This is a genomic window from Bartonella sp. B10834G3, from assembly GCF_016102505.1.
In the GTDB taxonomy this organism is placed as follows: domain Bacteria; phylum Pseudomonadota; class Alphaproteobacteria; order Rhizobiales; family Rhizobiaceae; genus Bartonella; species Bartonella choladocola.
The window spans coordinates 419,097-435,421 of the sequence record NZ_JACFOM010000001.1; the positions used below are offsets into that span (position 1 = coordinate 419,097).

A 16,325-nucleotide genomic window follows, 5' to 3' on the forward strand; every position below is an offset into this window, starting at 1 on the left:
AAATGGACCGGTTATCACAATGCTTGCACAACATGGATGCCGGTCAAAATGCAACTTTGAACCGGACACCGAAAACTGTAGCCATATATGTCATGGCAAATTTCAGCCCGTTTCACATTTCTGTTCCGGTCATGGCCTTCGGTGCAGCCATGCCGGACAAAACCTATTATAAGCCCATTCTGTTTTCAGAAAAAACCGGAATTGTCGAAGGTCAGGATGCTTTCTCGATAAAAGTCGAACACGATCTAAAAAGCCTTGATGACGCCGATATAATCGTCATTCCCTATTGGCCGGATACTGAACAACCGATCTCTTCTGCACTGAAGACAAGTCTAAACAATGAAGTGCGAAAAAATAAAATCATTATGGGGCTTTGTCTCGGCACTTATGTTCTGGCCTTTAGCGGGCTTTTGAAGGGGAAAAAAGCTGCAACGCATTGGGCCTATGAAAAACAGTTTGCCGAACAGTTTCCTGATACGGAAGTCGATTTTAATGCCCTTTATGTCGAAGATGGTAACATCATCACATCCGCCGGTACTGCTGCGGGTATTGATTGTTGTCTCCACCTTATTCGCAAAAATTACGGTGGCGCTATTGCCAATCATGCTGCACGTATGATTGTGACGCCACCGCATCGCGAGGGCGGACAAGCCCAATATCTTGCAACCCCTGTTCCAATATCGACAAGCGACCAGCGCATAAATTCACTGCTTGAAACAATCAGAAAAAACCTTGCTTCATCCTATTCTCTTGATGCTATGGCCAAGAATGTCGGTATGAGCCGACGCACATTTACCCGCCGCTTTCATCAGGCAACCGGCCGTTCACCAATGGAATGGCTTAACCATGAAAGGCTGCATTTTTCGAGACACGCATTGGAAACAACAAAACTTTCTATTGAGGAAATTGCACAACTTGCCGGATTTCCCTCTACCCAATCATTCCGCCGCAGCTTTATTGACGCGTTCAAAGTCACTCCAACAAAATGGCGCCAGACGTTTTCAATTTAACCGGTCGTTTTTATTCCGGCCAAAAACTTCTCTAACATTTGGCCTGATATGAATGGCTTTTGACCATCAGGCCAGTTTCTATTCAGAAAAAGCGTGCTTACATAAACTTCAAGAAATTGAAGAGGTTTGAACTATGAAATTCACATTCATTCGTAACGCAACGGTTATTCTTGATTACGCCGGAAAACACATTCTCATTGATCCGATGCTGGCAGAAAAAGATCGCTATCCCGGACTTCCCGGTACAGTGCATAGCGAGCGGCGGTTTCCGCGCGTTGAACTGCCCTTCGATGCCAAAGACATTATCAAAAATGTAGATGCCGTTTTTTTAAGTCACACCCATCCTGACCATTGGGACGAGGTTGCGACAGGACTTATAGACAAAGAACAGAAAATATTCGTACAGAATGAAAAGGATAAAGAATTTCTTGGGAGTCAGGGTTTCAAAAATCTTGCCGTTTTGCCGCAAAAATTTGATTATGAAAACGGCATTCATGTAACCAAAACTTTATGCCAGCATGGAAGCAATGAAGCTTTCAAAAACCGAGAGGTTGGTGAAGTCCTAGGCCATGCCACCGGCTTTATTTTTCAAGCACCAAATGAACCAACACTTTATTTTGCAGGCGATACAATATGGATCGACGCTGTCGAGAACAATTTAAAACAATATAAGCCGGAAGTTGTTGTTCTTCATGCAGGTGACGCACAGCTTCAAGGCTTCGGTTCAATTATTATGGGCAAGGAGGATGTCGTTCACGCCCATAAAATCGCCCCGCAATCAAAGCTTGTTGCTATCCATATGGAAGCCTGCAACCACGCTGTTTTAAGCCGGAAAGAACTTCGCTCTTATGTCGATAAAGCAGGTATTGGCCAATCGGTTATTATTCCGCTTGAAGGTGACAAACTCGAATTCTAGGTCACTTGCCAGTAAAAAAGTGAAAAAGTGAAAAAGCGCAACCGGCTTTGATATTTTCAAATCAAGTCTGTACGTGCTTTTTAAAACAGTATCTTTATGAGAAGGCCGACAGTTCCCTAACTGTCGGCCTTTTATGTAAAACTTTCATGTTGCTGTTTTGAAAAACGAAACCAACAATGAGCCATCATGCTTTTATGATTTTGATTGTTGCTGCTTTCGCTCTCTCGCCCACCATCGGTCCGACATAGGGACTTGGATCATATTTTTTATGATAAGCCTCATCAATCCTATCAAGAACCGCCGGATCTTTGACGGCTTCATAATGAACAGATTCCATCTTTCCGGACACGATAATTTTTCCGCTTTTTTGTTTGATTGCAGCCTGATACCAGCGCGAAGACGTGCCGCTATAGGCACGCACATAAAGGCCGCCATCAACAACCACTTCCCATATCCACACAGGCGTGCCCGTTGTCTTAAAATCCTCATGATAGGGAGCCATTTTGAGATCATCGGCTGCATCAATCACCGCAAGCTCGCTCTTTGTCCATTCACTCATCATTCAGCCTCTTGAAAAACACGATCACCAAAAAGTTCAACCATTCAGAAAGCTATCAAGCACTTCGCTTGCACGTTTTCCAACTTCCGGACCGACCTTCGTTTCGAGAATGGTAACAATTTCCTTCAAATCCTGTTTTTCAAGACCGGTATTCGTACCCATCTGATAATGTGATTTCAATTGCGACTGGGCGCCTTGAAGTGCCGCAAGCATAGCAATTGTCGCAACTTCTCTTGTTTTATAATCAAGATTGTCACGCACAAAAATATCGCCAAAAAGGTGACTTTTCAAAAATTGGTCAATTGCGGGAGCAAATTCGAAAAGCGGGCCTGTCACCGGTTGGCCAACCAGTTTTGTCTGGATTTCTGTACCGACCTCCACCATCGTTTTATCTGTGTGAACGGGTGAGGCATCTTTACCCTGTTCATCTTTTTTACCCGCTTCACGTCTTTTATTGACTACATCCATCAATGCGGAAAGTGCATTCAGACTTCTTGGAAACCCCGCATATGCATAAGTCTGAACCAGAACTTCCTTGATTGCGTTGATCGCAACCTTGTCATCAAGTGCTTGCGCCAAAGCATTTCTCAATCCATCAATATTTCCTTCGGCCGCAAAAGCCGCAACGGGAACAAGTCTTTTTTGTTCAAGTGTCAACATTGTTTTTTCCTGTAATTTTGCAAAAACGTTTTGTGAAAAATAAGTTAGCGTACCGGCGGAAATTAAAGTCGCCTGTAAAAATCGTCTTCGATGAAGTTTGAGCGCCGATTTCATGCGGATTTACCTGATGCAAAGTCGATAACAAACCGGTAGCGCACATCCTTGGCTATTACCCGTTCATAAGCGCGATCAATTTCATCGGGTTTGATAAGTTCTATATCAGCCTCAATATGGCGTGCCGCACAATAATCAATCACTTCCTGAGTTTCGGCAATGCCACCAATCATCGAACCCGCAAGGCTTTTTCGGCCAAAACCATTGGCCATACCACTCAAACCGCCTGTCAATTCTCCAAGCGCCCCCACATTGACGAGTGTCGCGTCAAGTCTGAGCATATTCATGAAAGGCTGCATCGGATATGAAACCGGTACTGTCGAAATCATCAAATCGAAATGATTGGTAAGGCGCTCGAAAGCATTTTTGTCACTCCACAAAAATGCAGCACTTGCGCCCAAACGTTTGGCATCGGCAATCTTTCCTTCTGTTGTCGTGAATACAGTGACATCGGCACGCATGGAATGGGCAAGTTTCAAGGCCATATGTCCAAGACCACCAAGTCCAACAATTGCTATTTTTTGGTCTTTTTGCAATTTCCAATGACGCATTGGGGAAAAGGTGGTCACACCGGCACAAAGCAAAGGCGCGTAAGCGGCAAGATGCACTTGGGCTGGAATATGAATGACAAAACGCTCGTTTACAACCATGCGGTCGCTATAGCCGCCAAAGGTATAACCACCGCTTATCTTGTCCGTTGAATCATAGGTAAAAGTCGTCCCGTTCAGGCAGTTCTGTTCGCGGTCATCAAGGCAATTTTCGCATGTGCCGCACGAATCCACCATGCAACCCACCCCGCCAATATCGCCGACTTTGAATTTCGTGACTTTTGAACCAACCGCAAGAACGCGGCCGACGATTTCATGTCCGGGCACGATAGGATAATGAGCGGCGCTCCAGTCCGAATGAACAGCATGAATATCGGAATGGCAAATTCCGACATAAAGAATATCGAGAAGAACATCATCCGGCCTTAATGCCCGTCGTGTGATGGTGATGGGCGAAAAACCGGACGTCGCACTTTTCGCAGCATAGGCACGGGTTTCAAAAGGCTCCTTGCCAATAACCATCTTGCCTTCTGAAGGAGCTGCCTTTGCGGCCGCACTTGTCCCCATCATTGCACCGGCTGCAAGAACAGACGCGCCGCTTTCTTTCAAAAATTTGCGTCGCGGCAATGTTTCTTGGATTTTGTGATTAGAATTTCCACACGCTTCACACATTTTCAAATCTCCCCAACCGGCATAATGGATTTATCACCCCGTCAATCCGGTTCTTGCCGGTTCACCGCAACAGGCCCTAAAACACTTCCGGCGTTTTTAGCAAAACCCGAATGACCGGCTTGAATGATGCCCGAATGACGCTCTCAATGACAATCGTTCAAAGCTTACCGGACGAACTGCCGCCTCATTTCATTCTGCTATTTAAAAGCCATGATGTGCATAAATTAAGAGGATATTTCTGCATGTCTCTATGAATTCAATTCATGAATAAACATGATATAATGAAGGTAATTACCAATAACGGATTTTGTCTCAAAAAAATGCTAAGAGAAAACATCCATGATCTCATGTCTTTTTTCGTGGTCGCACGAGAAAAAAGTTTTACCCGTGCGGCAAGCAAACTGGGTGTCTCGCAATCGGCGTTAAGCCATGCCATGCGCGGTCTTGAAGAACGTTTGGGAATTCGTCTTCTCACGCGGACAACACGCAATGTTTCCACAACAACGGCAGGCGAGCGGCTGATAGAAGAGCTTTCACCACTCATCGAAACAATGGACGAGAAGCTTGATCTCATCACCAATGCCGCCGAAGAGCCGAAAGGAAAAATCCGCATCACCACGGTGGATTATCCCGCTTCCTATATTTTGCGACCGAAATTGCGGCCTTTTTTACGGAAATATCCGAAAATCGAAGTGGAGATCAATATCAATTATGGTCTTACCGATATTATCGAAGAACGTTTTGATGCAGGTATCCGTATTGGCGAACATCTCGCCAAAGACATGATTGCCATTCCGATCGGTGCGCCTATGCGTATGGCAATTGTCGGGGCGCCGAGTTATTTTGAAACACATAAAAAACCGGAAAACTTGCATGATCTGATGGAGCAGAATTGCATCAATTTGCGGGTTCCAACATCCGGCGGACTTTATCCGTGGGAGCTTGATGACGAAAACGGAGCAGTGAATATACGCCCGAAAGGACAGCTCATTTTCAACACCTATCCGCACATTGTGGAAGCTGTCCTTGACGGTTTCGGACTTGCTTATATTCCTGAACGGGAAGTCGAGGAATTTATGAGAGAGGGACGCCTCATCCGCGTTCTTGAAAAATATTGTTTACCGTTTCCGGGGTATTATCTCTATTATCCCAATCGTCGTCATCATCCGGTTGCTTTCCAGTTATTCATTGAAGCCTTGAAGCGGCATGATCCCGAATAATTTTTCCAAACTGAAGATAATGACCTATTTTATTTGACGAGCCTCATTCCATTTTGTCGTCAACCGGTCATTTTCTTGCAGTTCGAGACAACCTGAAATTGTTTTTAAGGGTGATTTCTTATTGATTTGTGGTAAAAAATTAGCTTGATTAGCGTAACTTAACAGGTCATGTTCTTTGTCGCCCTGTAACCACCTCATCTCACGGAGAAGAAACCGTCTTTTTGCTTCAAACTGCTTTGCCGGTAATAGCAAAGAATTGCTTTTTACCCGAATTTCGATAATGCCGGAACAGCTTCATTTCAGGATCATTCATCAATGACAAGTTCTTCTCCCTTATTGGGTATCAAAGGTCGAAACATTTCTCTAAATTATGAAGGAAAACCGGTTTTTCAATCGCTCGATTTTGATATTCCTGCCGGTGAATTTGTCGGGCTTTTGGGACAAAGTGGAATTGGCAAAACCACCCTTCTGAAAATCATTGCGGGGCTGGTTACCCCCGATAGCGGACAAATTTCAGGTTCCGACGGTGACAGTCTTCATGGTCGTATAACCTATATGGCGCAACAGGATTTGCTATTTCCCTGGCTAAACGTGATAGAGAATGTCTGCCTTGGAGCAAGATTGCGCCATGAGAAGAAAGATTACAAAAAAGCCGAAGAATTACTGGAAAAGGTCGGTCTTTTATCGGTCAAAGAGCAGCTTCCCGAAACTTTATCGGGTGGTATGCGCCAAAGGGTGGCTATTGCCCGTACATTGTATGAAGACAAGCCCGTTGTATTGATGGACGAACCTTTTTCGGCACTGGACGCGGTTACTCGCGCCACCATACAGGAACTTGCATTCGATCTTCTTAAAACTAAAACTGTATTGCTTGTTACCCATGATCCATCGGAAGCCGCACGATTATGTCGGCGTATACTGGTTTTGAAAGGTCAGCCGGCAATTTTCCTGCCCGCTATCATTGTTGAAGGTGAAGCACCGCGAAATTATGATGACAAAAACCGCATAAAAAGTGAAACCGAATTGATGCATTTTTTAAAGGGGATATAGTTTGCAGAACCGCTTCAATAAAAAAATTGCATTTTTCCTTCATGGTCTTGTGGTTTTCTTCGGCATTCTCGCATTATGGTGGGCAATTGCCATTATTTTTGACCTCAAAAAATACATATTGCCTTCCCCCCTTGTTGTCGCACAATCACTTTGGAACGGACGCCAATATCTTCTGGAAAATTCTTTGATTACAATTGTCGAAATTGTCATCGGCTTTGTATTGGGAATTTTGTCCGGTGCTGCTCTGGCACTTCTTTTAATGTTTTCCAAAACATTGCAAAAATGGTTGATGCCGGTTCTGATTGTAAGCCAGTCAATACCGGTTTTCGCCCTCGCCCCCATTCTGGTTCTATGGTTCGGCTACGGAATCCTCTCGAAAATTATCGCCGCAATACTGGTTATATTTTTTCCTGTTACAACAGCCTTTTTTGACGGTTTGCGGCGCACAAATGCGGGTTACCTTGATCTTGCAAGAACCATGGGAGCATCTCCCTTGTCGCAACTTGTCCATATCAGGCTTGTGGCGGCACTGCCCGCGCTTGGTTCCGGTGTGCGTGTCGCCGCCGCCATTGCTCCGATTGGTGCGATTATCGGTGAATGGGTGGGGTCATCCGGCGGGCTCGGCTATATTATGTTGAACGCCAATGCCCGCATGCAGACGCCGACATGCTTTGCCGCAATATTTATACTTTCCATTATCGCAATGATTTTATGGTATATCACCGACATCATATTGAAATATGTTATCTACTGGGATAAAAAATCACAACAAAATTGATTTTTCTTTTCTTTATATTTCCGGAGGAAACGTGTTAAAAAAAATATTATTCTCCATCATCATCATTTTTCTCGGCGTTTTCGGCTCAAAAGCAAATGATAAACTTACAGTTGTTCTTGACTGGTATCTTAATCCCGATCATGCGCCTTTAATTGTTGCCGAACAGATTGGCAGTTTTGAAAAACGCGGACTTGATGTCGAAATCGTCACCCCCTCCGACCCCAATATCGGACCGCGTCTGGTTGCATCCGACAAAGCCGATATTGCTTTATCTTATCAACAGCAACTCTACATTTTTCAAGATGAAGAATTGCCTCTGACACGTATAGGAACACTCATTGAAACGCCGCTCAATACTGTTTTGGCGCTTCCCGATAGCGGAATCAAAACACCGGCCGATCTCAAAGGCAAAAAAGTCGGTTTTTCTGTGAGCAGTATTGAACCGGTGATCCTGGGAACCATGTTGGAAAATCAGGGGCTCACGATAAAGGATGTCGAGCTTGTAAACGTCAATTTCAACCTTGTAAGCGGGCTGATGTCAAAACAGGTTGATGCTGTCATTGGCGGTTATCGTAATGTGGAAGGTAATGAACTACGCGAACAGGGAATAGAGCCTGTTATTATGAAGGTTGAGGACTACGGCATTCCCCCTTATGACGAACTGATTTTTGTTGCCAAAAATGACCTCAAAAAACACGAGGCTTATAAAAAATTCCTTGAAGCTGTTCATGAAGGCCAGCAATATTTGAAGGCTCACCCACAGGAAACATGGGACAATTTTGCAAAAAAATATAAGGAACTCGATACCGATCTCAATAAAAAGATATGGATGGAAACGGTTCCCTTATTCAGCGAAAATCCGCTCCACCTCGACAGAGAAAGATATATTTCTTACGGCGCCTATCTTTATAAAAAAGGCATTGTCAAAAAAGAATATCCGCTTGACAGCTTTGCGACCGAATTGAAATGAAAATCCAATGGAAAATCGGGCATGACGGGAGTTCACCATTGCCCGATTTTGTGTTTTGCGGAACCTCTTCCGGAGAAAGCGGCGCAACACTTTAATATCTTTTCAGAATAATATTTTGTTACCCGAATATCCGTATCATAAAATCGGAATACGGGCGCGAATAGCTTCCACATTTCCCAAATCGATGTCGAAGACCAAAAGCTCGGCTTCGCTCGCCAGACGTGCCCGCACATTTCCTGTCGGGTCGACAATAGAACTTAGTCCGATACCCAGCGGTGCTGTTCCTTTTGGCGGCTGCCAAGCCTGATCGCAGGCAACAAGCCAGGCTTCAGAATCGGCAGCGCGGGCGCGAACCAACAAATCCCACTGCCCTGCTTTTCCGGGACCATCTCCCCAGGAGGCCGGAACGATAATCAATTTTGCACCTTTCTTCCCCATTGCGGTAAACTGGTCGGCAAACCGCAAATCATAACAAATCGCAAAACCGATCTTGCCGAATACTGTATCGAGAACAAGGTAATCACTTCCCGCTTCAACGAGGTCCGATTCACGTGAGCCGAATGCGTCATATAAATGGACTTTCTGATAAGTGGCTTCAGTGTTTTTTCCGGTAATTATCAACTTATTGCGTATGCGTCCGTCATTTGCCGGTTCAAACATGCCTGCAACAATCATCATATCATATTTAGCCGCATAAGAGCGGATCAATGTTGCAAAAGGGCCCTCAAGCGGTTCTGCCTCATCCTTCAAAGCCGCTTCAAAAGAAACCTGGGCTGCTTCCGGGAAAACCAGTATGTCGACTTTTGCCGTGGCCGCCTGTTCGATCATTCTAATAATTTCGGCGTTATTTTTTTGTTTGTCAGTACCACTTCTTATTTGTGCCAATCCAATTTTTATGTTTTCACCCATTTGAATTCTCCCTATACTTATCAATATTGTGATTTCATATATTCGTTTGGTAAAAATAAATAATGTAGCATTATGGACAAGAAATCTTCAGGTCGCGAACGCGCCTATTCACACATACGCAATACTATTTTGACCAATCCGTCTTTCGTTGGTACTTTCCTGAATGAAAGAGAAATTGCCGATAGTTTGGGTATTTCCCGCACGCCTGTACGGGAAGCTTTCATGATGCTTGCCAGTGAAGATCTGATTGATCTGAAGCCCAATCGCGGTGCGTTTGTCGCACCACCGAATATACAACAAGTCAATGACCTGTTTCAGGTGCGTGGCGTTGTCGAATGCTGGAGTGCAGAATATTGTATCTCGCAAAATATCGACCCGACGCCTGCCATGATGAAGGAATTGGAATTTCAAAAACATATGGCGCTTGATGACCCTTATATCGACTTTATCGAACATGATCGTGCCTTTCATTGTGCTTTGATTGAAGCAACCGGTAACATTGTGTTAAACCAGATGTACGAGTTGCTACGTGCCCGCTATGTAACCTTTGGTGTAAGAGCCATCCGCAAAACTGCGAAAAGACGAACTGAAGTCCTGAAAGAACATCAACGCATCGTTGATGCACTTGTCGCCAAAGATGTCCGGAAAGCCAAGAAAGCCATTCTCGAACATCTTGAGCAGACACGCCAATATCTCGTTTGATAGAGCTTTATCGTTTTTTGCCTGATAACGCCCATCATATTTATCGAAAAGGTGAATAGGCTGAAACGACCAGTGCCGTTTTGGCTTCCGGTGCTGTTTCAACCTATTTGTCAGGATTCGTGCGATTTTCTTGTCATGGCTAGCCCGATCAAGGTCAATACGCATGCAATGCCTATATAAAGGCAGATGGCAAAACCGCTTTTATCGAATGATATAAACCATGCGAGCAATAAAGGCGCGATGGCACCACCGACAATCCCTGCAAATGTATAGGCAAGTGAACTCCCCGTATAGCGAAGACGTGCAGAAAATTGCTCTGCAATCAATGCAGCCTGCGGGCCATACATTAAAGAATGGCAAATGAGAGCACCTGTCACGCCGATGAAGAGGCGAACAAAGGTCGGTTCTTCCATCATATAGAAAAACACAAATGTCCAGATCGTTGCAAGAACCGCACCGACAGCATAAATGACACGCCGTTCTATTCTATCCGATAGCCAGCCACTAAAGGGGATGAACAACACCTGAATACCCGAAGCAATTGTGACAGATGCGATGGCATCAGAGCGCGGCATTCCCAGATATTGTGTGGCATAAGCGAGTACAAAAACCGTAAAGCAGGCATAAAGAACATCAGGCCCGATGCGCGCAAGAATGCCGCCAAAAAGGGCTCTGCTCTCATATTTGAATACTTCCGACACCGGCGCATTCGAGCGTTCATTCTTTTCTTCAAGTTTTTTGAAGACAGGGGTCTCTTCAAGTGAAAAACGAACCCATAGACCGAATACGACCAGAAGAGCAGAAAGCAGAAAAGCTATTCTCCAGCCCCAATCGTTGAATTGGGCGGTGGTGAGGAAAAAAGCCAAAATAGCAAGAACGCCGTTTGCCATCAGATTACCTAAAGGGGGGCCTACTTGCGCCGCAGATGCCCAAAAACCTCTTTGTTCAGGTTTGCTGAATTCGCTGGAGAGAAGAACAGCACCTCCCCATTCACCGCCAACACCGACACCTTGAGCAAAACGCAACAAAACAAGAAGAATCGGAGCAAGGTAACCGACAGAGGCGAATGTCGGCAAAAGTCCGATGATGAAGGTGGCGATACCAATTAACAATAACGTCCATACCAATACTTTTTTGCGCCCGACAATATCGCCAAGACGCCCGAAAAATATGCCACCCAATGGACGGGAAATATATCCTACAGCATAAGTACCGAAGGCTTTTAGCGTGCCGGCAAGTGAATCGCCGTTCGGGAAAAACAAATGGCCGAACACCAAAGCCGCGCAGGCTCCGTAAACTGCGAAGTCATACCATTCCAAAGAAGTACCACTCAGGCTTGCAGCAAATGCTTTAACAAGACTTTTGCGCTCTATTGGTGGTTCCGTCTCTTTTGAAAAATTTTTCATTAATAGTTCCCCTTGTTATTGCATGAATTTGGTATACCATAAATATGCATCATTGATATATAGTAAGTCTACTATTTTTTTACGGAGGACGGAATGAGAAGTCTGGTTGTATATGTCGTTGGCAGTGGCTTGAGGGCTGTTGACGTGAAATGGGTATTCAACGCCGGTTATGCCGGATGTAATAGCGAAGAAGTCCGTCACCATATTGAGGAGCTAGCAGCACTCGGTGTCCCTGCCCCGAAAACATTTCCGACACTTTATCCTTTAGGCTCTCACGTCGTTTCCCAAGAACATCTTTATCAGGCTCCGCATGATAAAACTTCGGGTGAAGCCGAATGGGCACTCTATATCGGTAACAATGAAAACGAGCATCTGTTAATGGCCGCATGCGATCATACCGATCGCGCATTGGAAGCTCATGGTGTAGCCTGGTCAAAACAATCCGCACCGGATTTTATCGGTGATCTTGCCTGGCGTTATAGCGAGGTCAAAAATTCGTTTTCCGACTTTACTTTGAAAGCTTGGGTAAAAGACAGCCAGGAAGAACAGCTCATTCAGGACGGCAATGCCGGTCTTCTTATCTCCCCTTCCGAATGGCTGAAAAAGCTTGAAGAAGCAGGTCTTGCGCGCCCCGGAACATTATTGATGAGCGGTACAATACCGATGAAAAAATCGGTCAACCAGTTTTCGCATCATTGGCGTGTCGAACTTGCCGATCATAAAGGCAATATCAGTCGCGTTTCTTATGAAATCGAACGTCTGGCTGATGCTTGGGAATAGTTTTCATAAAAATATGGGTTTTAAAAACTGCTCGTTTTAAAATGTCTTTCCCGATTGCTATTTTTGACCGATATTTATATCGTGATTATCGCATTTATAGCTTTCGGAAAAGGCAGGCCTTGCCACCTATCGGCTGCGCCTTTTTCCCGTTTCTTTTCTGGTAAAACCGGCATTCGATCAATAATAAGCTTGCGGTTTTTGTTCAAAAGAGTGCAACTTCGGGCGGTTTGGGGACAAAGATTTCTTCGTAAGATATGCAATATATGATCTGTATATGATCTAAACCGGCGCCGAACTATTCAGCGAAACGGAATAAGTGCGGAAATATCATGAGCTGTTTTTTGCAATTCGGGCAGATAATGTGTTGTCATCTCATGCAAGCAATTTTCAACAGCAGGCGCACCGATATTCAAAGCAGCAACGACTTTGCCGGAAGCAATTTTTATAGGCACAGCGATAGAACACAATCCTAATTCAAGTTCCTGATCTATCAGGCAAAAACCGTTTTCGGCTACAGTTTCTATTTTTTTCTCAAGTGTTTTGCGGTCGGTGCAGGTTTTTACTGTTCGCGGTTCGATATGGCTTGCATCCAATATTCTTTTGCGCTCGTCTTTCGGCAAGCCCGCAAGCAATACCCGCCCCATAGATGAACACCAGGCTGGTAGACGGCTTCCGGCAGTCAAATTCACCGACATGATTTTTACTTGCGAAGCACGCGCAATATAGACAATTTCTGTCATATCAAGAATTGATGAAGACGAGCTGTGACCGATTTTTGCTGAAAGCTTGTCGAGAAATGGCTGGATGATAACCGGCAAAGATGCCGATGACAGATAACTATAGCCGAGTCGTAATATTTTGGCTGTGAGTGAAAAATATTTTCCATCATGTCTTGCAAAACCGAGTGTACAAAGCGTGAGAAGGCAACGACGGCTTGTGGCGCGATCGAAACCTGTAATCGTTGCGACATCGGTAATGGAAAGGCGTGCCTTAGCCGAATTGAAGGCTTCTATCACTTTCAACCCTTTGGCAAATCCGCCAACAAAATCTGTTTTAACAGGCGTATGCATTTGCTTTCCTTTTTGTACACTATATGAACAAGTGTCTATTATTGAACATTTTATATTGACGCAAGGAATAAAAAAGACCTAACTTGAGTCATGGGAGGTAGTGTGGGAGTCTAGAATTCGGACATCGGCATTTTCAGGAAGTTTAATGGCAAACGGGATTTATCTTGTTTGCCGGAAGTTAAATCTATTTGTTTGTCGGCAGTTACTCTGTGTTTTGTCCCGTTTTGTTCCCTCTCTACCATAAATTTTTTAAGTCAGCATACTGATGTCATCTTTCGGGAGGCTAAAGATGGACAAATCTATTCCAAGCGTCGAAGAAGCGGTAGCACCGATCAAAGACGGAGCAACCTTAATGATCGGTGGCTTTGGCGGCGCGGGTACACCTATCGAACTTATTCATGCACTGATCGACAGAAAAGTAACCGGCCTTACTGTTATCAATAACAATGCAGGTAATGGCTATGTCGGCATCGCCGCAATGATTGATGCGGGGATGGTGAAGAAGATGGTGTGTTCTTTTCCCCGTTCGAGTGATCCTCGTGCATTCACTGAAAAGTACCTTGCCCACAAAATCGAGTTGGAGCTTGTTCCACAAGGCACTCTGGCCGAGCGTATACGCGCCGGCGGAGCCGGGATCGCCGCTTTTTACACGCCTACATCCTACGGCACAGAACTTGCAGTTGGCAAACCGGTCGCAGAATTTGACGGTCGTTTCTACGTACAGGAACGTTGGTTGAAGGCCGATTTTGCTCTGGTTAAAGCCTATATCGGCGATCGTTATGGTAATTTGACCTATCACAAGGCTGCGCGCAATTTCGGACCGCTTATGTGCATGGCAGCCGAACACACGATTGTGCAGGTGTCAAAATTGGTCGAAGCGGGAGATATTGATCCTGAAAATATTATTACACCGGGAATTTTTGTTGACGATATTGTCGAAGTAACAAATCCGGCTCAGGAAGAAGTTCTTATTCACGCGGGAGTTGTCTACAAATGAACACGGATATGTATGAGAAGATCAAGCTATCCAATGCACAGATTGCGTGGCGTGCAGCACAAGATATTGCAGATGGAGCCTATGTCAATCTCGGTATCGGTTTCCCGGAAATGGTTGCCCGTTTCCAACCTGAAGGTCATGAAGCCATATTTCATACTGAAAACGGAATTCTGGGTTTTGGCGAACCGCCACTTCCCGGTCAAGAAGACTGGGATTTGATTAATGCGGGCAAAAAAGCTGTAACTTTGAAGCCGGGCGGTTGTTATTTTCATCATGCCGACAGTTTTGCCATGGTGCGGGGCGGTCATCTTGATGTGGCAATTCTTGGTGCTTATCAGGTTGCCGAAAACGGAGATCTCGCCAATTGGCGTGTCGGCTCGAAAGGCGTTCCTGCTGTGGGCGGTGCAATGGACCTCGTTCATGGCGCCAAGAAGGTCTGCGTTGTCACAGAACACATAACCAAAAAGGGTGATCCGAAACTCGTTGAAAAATGCACTTTTCCGCTAACAGGTCTCAATTGCGTGACACGGGTCTATACGAGCCATGCAGTCATCGACATTGTCGACCGGCATTTTGTGTTACGCGAAAAATTGGCTTCGCTCAGTTTTGATGATTTACAAGCAATAACCGGCGCCAAACTTCATATTGATGGCCCCATAACAGATCTGGTTGTACCAGCTATCGAGGAGGAAAAATGACCGAAGCTTTTATCTGTGACTATGTAAGAACACCTATCGGCCGTTTTGGTGGCGCGCTCGCTTCTGTTCGCGCCGACGATCTGGCAGCTTTGCCTCTCAAAGCAATTGTCGAGCGCAACAAGACCATTGATTGGGAAGCTGTTGATGATGTTTTGATGGGCTGCGCCAATCAGGCCGGTGAAGATAACCGCAATGTGGCAAGAATGGCATTGCTTCTGGCCGGACTGCCCTATTCAATATCCGGAGCGACAATCAACCGGCTGTGCGGTTCCGGGCTTGATGCAATCCAGACTGCTGCCCGTGCGATCAAAACGGGAGAAGCCGAACTCATAATTGCTGGTGGCGTAGAAAGCATGTCGCGGGCGCCTTTTGTCTTGCCGAAAGCCGATAAAGCATTTTCGCGCACTGCGGAAATTTATGACACAACAATCGGATGGCGTTTTGTCAACCCGTTGATGAAAGCGCAATATGGCGTCGATTCAATGCCGGAAACAGGCGACAATGTCGCAGTTGATTTCAATATTTCACGTGAAGATCAGGACAAATTCGCACTGCGCAGCCAGCAGAAGACTGCCGCAGCCCAACAGAACGGCCGCCTCGCCAAGGAAATCATTCCCGTTACAATAAAACAGCGTAAAGGTGACCCGATTATTGTCGATAAAGACGAACATCCGCGCTCGACCAGCATGGAAGCTCTTTCGGGTTTGCGTGTCATTAATAAAAGAGAAGGTGCTACAGTCACAGCCGGTAATGCATCGGGAGTGAATGATGGCGCAGCAGCCCTCATCATCGCATCCGAAAAGGCTGTAAAAAAATATAATCTAGAACCGATTGCACGTATTGTAGCAGGTGCTACCGCCGGTGTTGAACCGCGTATTATGGGAATTGGTCCGGCAGCAGCAACGAAAAAACTGTGCCGTCATCTTGGCCTGACACCTCAGGATTTCGACGTTATCGAACTCAATGAAGCTTTTGCCAGTCAGGCGCTTGCAACATTGCGGGATCTCGGACTCAAAGACGACGCCGAAAATGTCAACCCGAATGGTGGAGCTATTGCTCTTGGCCACCCGCTCGGTATGTCCGGAGCACGTATTGGCGGCACTGCTGCTTTGCAATTGAAACTGACACAAGGCAGATATGCACTGGCGACTATGTGTATCGGTGTCGGGCAAGGAATTGCTGTCGCGTTTGAACGCGCCTGACCAAAAGCTTTACGAACAATTCTGGCAACTCCGGTTGGTCTCTTTCGACCCAAAACGTTTTATA

The 16,325-nt window shown here is 45.5% G+C and carries 17 protein-coding genes; 11 read left to right on the forward strand and 6 right to left on the reverse strand.

Annotated elements, in window-relative coordinates; translation table 11 throughout:
* The first annotated feature begins 2 nt into the window (after positions 1-2).
* Together H3S94_RS01835 and H3S94_RS01840 are read left to right on the forward strand one after the other, a co-directional pair.
* A complete protein-coding gene (locus H3S94_RS01835; protein WP_198240109.1) occupies positions 3-1,010 on the forward strand; it encodes a GlxA family transcriptional regulator in 1,008 nt (335 codons plus the stop codon).
* A 133-nt stretch (positions 1,011-1,143) separates the two neighbouring features.
* Positions 1,144-1,926 carry an MBL fold metallo-hydrolase gene (locus tag H3S94_RS01840; protein WP_198240110.1) on the forward strand — a complete coding sequence of 261 codons (783 nt, stop codon included), beginning with the start codon at positions 1,144-1,146 and terminating at the stop codon, positions 1,924-1,926.
* Positions 1,927-2,110: 184 nt separating this feature from the next.
* On the opposite strand, the gene H3S94_RS01845 is transcribed toward H3S94_RS01840, so the two are convergent.
* Genes H3S94_RS01845 through H3S94_RS01855 form a run of 3 tightly spaced genes read right to left on the reverse strand, consistent with a single transcriptional unit; the run spans position 2,111 to position 4,434 of the window.
* Positions 2,111-2,485, reverse strand: a complete 375-nt coding sequence (locus tag H3S94_RS01845; protein WP_198240468.1) for a DUF2255 family protein — start codon at positions 2,483-2,485, stop codon at positions 2,111-2,113.
* 36 nt (positions 2,486-2,521) lie between these two features.
* Positions 2,522-3,259, reverse strand: a complete 738-nt coding sequence (locus H3S94_RS01850; RefSeq protein ID WP_255520145.1) for a carboxymuconolactone decarboxylase family protein — start codon at positions 3,257-3,259, stop codon at positions 2,522-2,524.
* Positions 3,256-4,434, reverse strand: a complete 1,179-nt coding sequence (locus H3S94_RS01855) for an NAD(P)-dependent alcohol dehydrogenase (RefSeq protein WP_246791210.1) — start codon at positions 4,432-4,434, stop codon at positions 3,256-3,258. The genes H3S94_RS01850 and H3S94_RS01855 overlap by 4 nt, the downstream gene beginning before the upstream one ends.
* Before the next feature lie 365 nt (positions 4,435-4,799).
* Between H3S94_RS01855 and H3S94_RS01860 the strand changes: the two genes are divergently transcribed.
* The 4 genes from H3S94_RS01860 to H3S94_RS01875 all read left to right on the forward strand — a co-directional run bounded on the left by H3S94_RS01860 (position 4,800) and on the right by H3S94_RS01875 (position 8,497).
* Positions 4,800-5,699: a LysR family transcriptional regulator gene (locus H3S94_RS01860; RefSeq protein ID WP_198240112.1), complete on the forward strand. Its 900-nt coding sequence runs from the start codon at positions 4,800-4,802 to the stop codon at positions 5,697-5,699.
* Positions 5,700-6,014: 315 nt separating this feature from the next.
* Complete coding sequence (locus H3S94_RS01865; RefSeq protein WP_198240113.1) at positions 6,015-6,749, forward strand: ABC transporter ATP-binding protein; 735 nt, start codon at positions 6,015-6,017, stop codon at positions 6,747-6,749.
* 1 nt (position 6,750) lies between these two features.
* Positions 6,751-7,527, forward strand: a complete 777-nt coding sequence (locus H3S94_RS01870) for an ABC transporter permease (protein ID WP_210327955.1) — start codon at positions 6,751-6,753, stop codon at positions 7,525-7,527.
* Between the two features lie 31 nt (positions 7,528-7,558).
* The gene (locus tag H3S94_RS01875) at positions 7,559-8,497 is read left to right on the forward strand and encodes an ABC transporter substrate-binding protein (RefSeq protein WP_225868135.1); all 939 of its coding nucleotides are present in this window, start codon (positions 7,559-7,561) and stop codon (positions 8,495-8,497) included.
* Positions 8,498-8,632: 135 nt separating this feature from the next.
* Here the strand turns inward: H3S94_RS01875 and H3S94_RS01880 are convergent, their stop codons facing one another.
* Entirely contained in the window at positions 8,633-9,406 is a 774-nt protein-coding gene (locus H3S94_RS01880) for a nitrilase-related carbon-nitrogen hydrolase (RefSeq protein ID WP_198240115.1), read from the reverse strand.
* A 72-nt stretch (positions 9,407-9,478) separates the two neighbouring features.
* Here H3S94_RS01880 and H3S94_RS01885 point away from each other — a divergent pair, with 72 nt between their 5' ends.
* Complete coding sequence (locus H3S94_RS01885; RefSeq protein WP_198240116.1) at positions 9,479-10,108, forward strand: GntR family transcriptional regulator; 630 nt, start codon at positions 9,479-9,481, stop codon at positions 10,106-10,108.
* Between the two features lie 110 nt (positions 10,109-10,218).
* On the opposite strand, the gene H3S94_RS01890 is transcribed toward H3S94_RS01885, so the two are convergent.
* A complete protein-coding gene (locus H3S94_RS01890; protein ID WP_198230629.1) occupies positions 10,219-11,514 on the reverse strand; it encodes an MFS transporter in 1,296 nt (431 codons plus the stop codon).
* Positions 11,515-11,607: 93 nt separating this feature from the next.
* On the opposite strand from H3S94_RS01890, the gene H3S94_RS01895 reads away from it, so the two are divergent.
* A complete protein-coding gene (locus H3S94_RS01895) occupies positions 11,608-12,294 on the forward strand; it encodes a DUF2848 family protein (RefSeq protein ID WP_198240117.1) in 687 nt (228 codons plus the stop codon).
* Positions 12,295-12,593: 299 nt separating this feature from the next.
* Here H3S94_RS01895 and H3S94_RS01900 read toward each other — a convergent pair whose 3' ends face one another.
* On the reverse strand, positions 12,594-13,364 hold the full coding sequence (locus H3S94_RS01900) for an IclR family transcriptional regulator C-terminal domain-containing protein (RefSeq protein ID WP_077990849.1): 771 nt from the start codon (positions 13,362-13,364) through the stop codon (positions 12,594-12,596).
* Positions 13,365-13,653: 289 nt separating this feature from the next.
* On the opposite strand from H3S94_RS01900, the gene H3S94_RS01905 reads away from it, so the two are divergent.
* From H3S94_RS01905 to pcaF, 3 genes are read left to right on the forward strand one after another with little or no spacing between them, the layout of a single operon-like run.
* The gene (locus H3S94_RS01905; RefSeq protein ID WP_077990848.1) at positions 13,654-14,361 is read left to right on the forward strand and encodes a 3-oxoacid CoA-transferase subunit A; all 708 of its coding nucleotides are present in this window, start codon (positions 13,654-13,656) and stop codon (positions 14,359-14,361) included.
* Entirely contained in the window at positions 14,358-15,059 is a 702-nt protein-coding gene (locus tag H3S94_RS01910; protein WP_077990846.1) for a 3-oxoacid CoA-transferase subunit B, read from the forward strand. The genes H3S94_RS01905 and H3S94_RS01910 overlap by 4 nt, the downstream gene beginning before the upstream one ends.
* Positions 15,056-16,261, forward strand: coding sequence for a 3-oxoadipyl-CoA thiolase (pcaF, locus tag H3S94_RS01915; RefSeq protein WP_198230627.1), 1,206 nt, complete (start codon positions 15,056-15,058; stop codon positions 16,259-16,261). Before H3S94_RS01910 ends, pcaF begins: the two co-directional genes overlap by 4 nt.
* The last annotated feature ends 64 nt before the right edge of the window (positions 16,262-16,325 follow it).

Excerpts from the sequence above, each read along its gene's own strand:
- H3S94_RS01835 (WP_198240109.1), top strand. The coding sequence starts at position 3 with ATGGACCGGTTATCACAATGCTTGCACAACATGGATGCCGGTCAAAAT.
- H3S94_RS01840 (WP_198240110.1), top strand. The coding sequence starts at position 1,144 with ATGAAATTCACATTCATTCGTAACGCAACGGTTATTCTTGATTACGCC.
- H3S94_RS01845 (WP_198240468.1), bottom strand. The coding sequence starts at position 2,485 with ATGAGTGAATGGACAAAGAGCGAGCTTGCGGTGATTGATGCAGCCGAT.
- H3S94_RS01850 (WP_255520145.1), bottom strand. The coding sequence starts at position 3,259 with ATGAAATCGGCGCTCAAACTTCATCGAAGACGATTTTTACAGGCGACT.
- H3S94_RS01860 (WP_198240112.1), top strand. The coding sequence starts at position 4,800 with ATGCTAAGAGAAAACATCCATGATCTCATGTCTTTTTTCGTGGTCGCA.
- H3S94_RS01865 (WP_198240113.1), top strand. The coding sequence starts at position 6,015 with ATGACAAGTTCTTCTCCCTTATTGGGTATCAAAGGTCGAAACATTTCT.
- H3S94_RS01880 (WP_198240115.1), bottom strand. The coding sequence starts at position 9,406 with ATGGGTGAAAACATAAAAATTGGATTGGCACAAATAAGAAGTGGTACT.
- H3S94_RS01885 (WP_198240116.1), top strand. The coding sequence starts at position 9,479 with ATGGACAAGAAATCTTCAGGTCGCGAACGCGCCTATTCACACATACGC.
- H3S94_RS01890 (WP_198230629.1), bottom strand. The coding sequence starts at position 11,514 with ATGAAAAATTTTTCAAAAGAGACGGAACCACCAATAGAGCGCAAAAGT.
- H3S94_RS01895 (WP_198240117.1), top strand. The coding sequence starts at position 11,608 with ATGAGAAGTCTGGTTGTATATGTCGTTGGCAGTGGCTTGAGGGCTGTT.
- H3S94_RS01900 (WP_077990849.1), bottom strand. The coding sequence starts at position 13,364 with ATGCATACGCCTGTTAAAACAGATTTTGTTGGCGGATTTGCCAAAGGG.
- H3S94_RS01905 (WP_077990848.1), top strand. The coding sequence starts at position 13,654 with ATGGACAAATCTATTCCAAGCGTCGAAGAAGCGGTAGCACCGATCAAA.
- H3S94_RS01910 (WP_077990846.1), top strand. The coding sequence starts at position 14,358 with ATGAACACGGATATGTATGAGAAGATCAAGCTATCCAATGCACAGATT.
- pcaF (WP_198230627.1), top strand. The coding sequence starts at position 15,056 with ATGACCGAAGCTTTTATCTGTGACTATGTAAGAACACCTATCGGCCGT.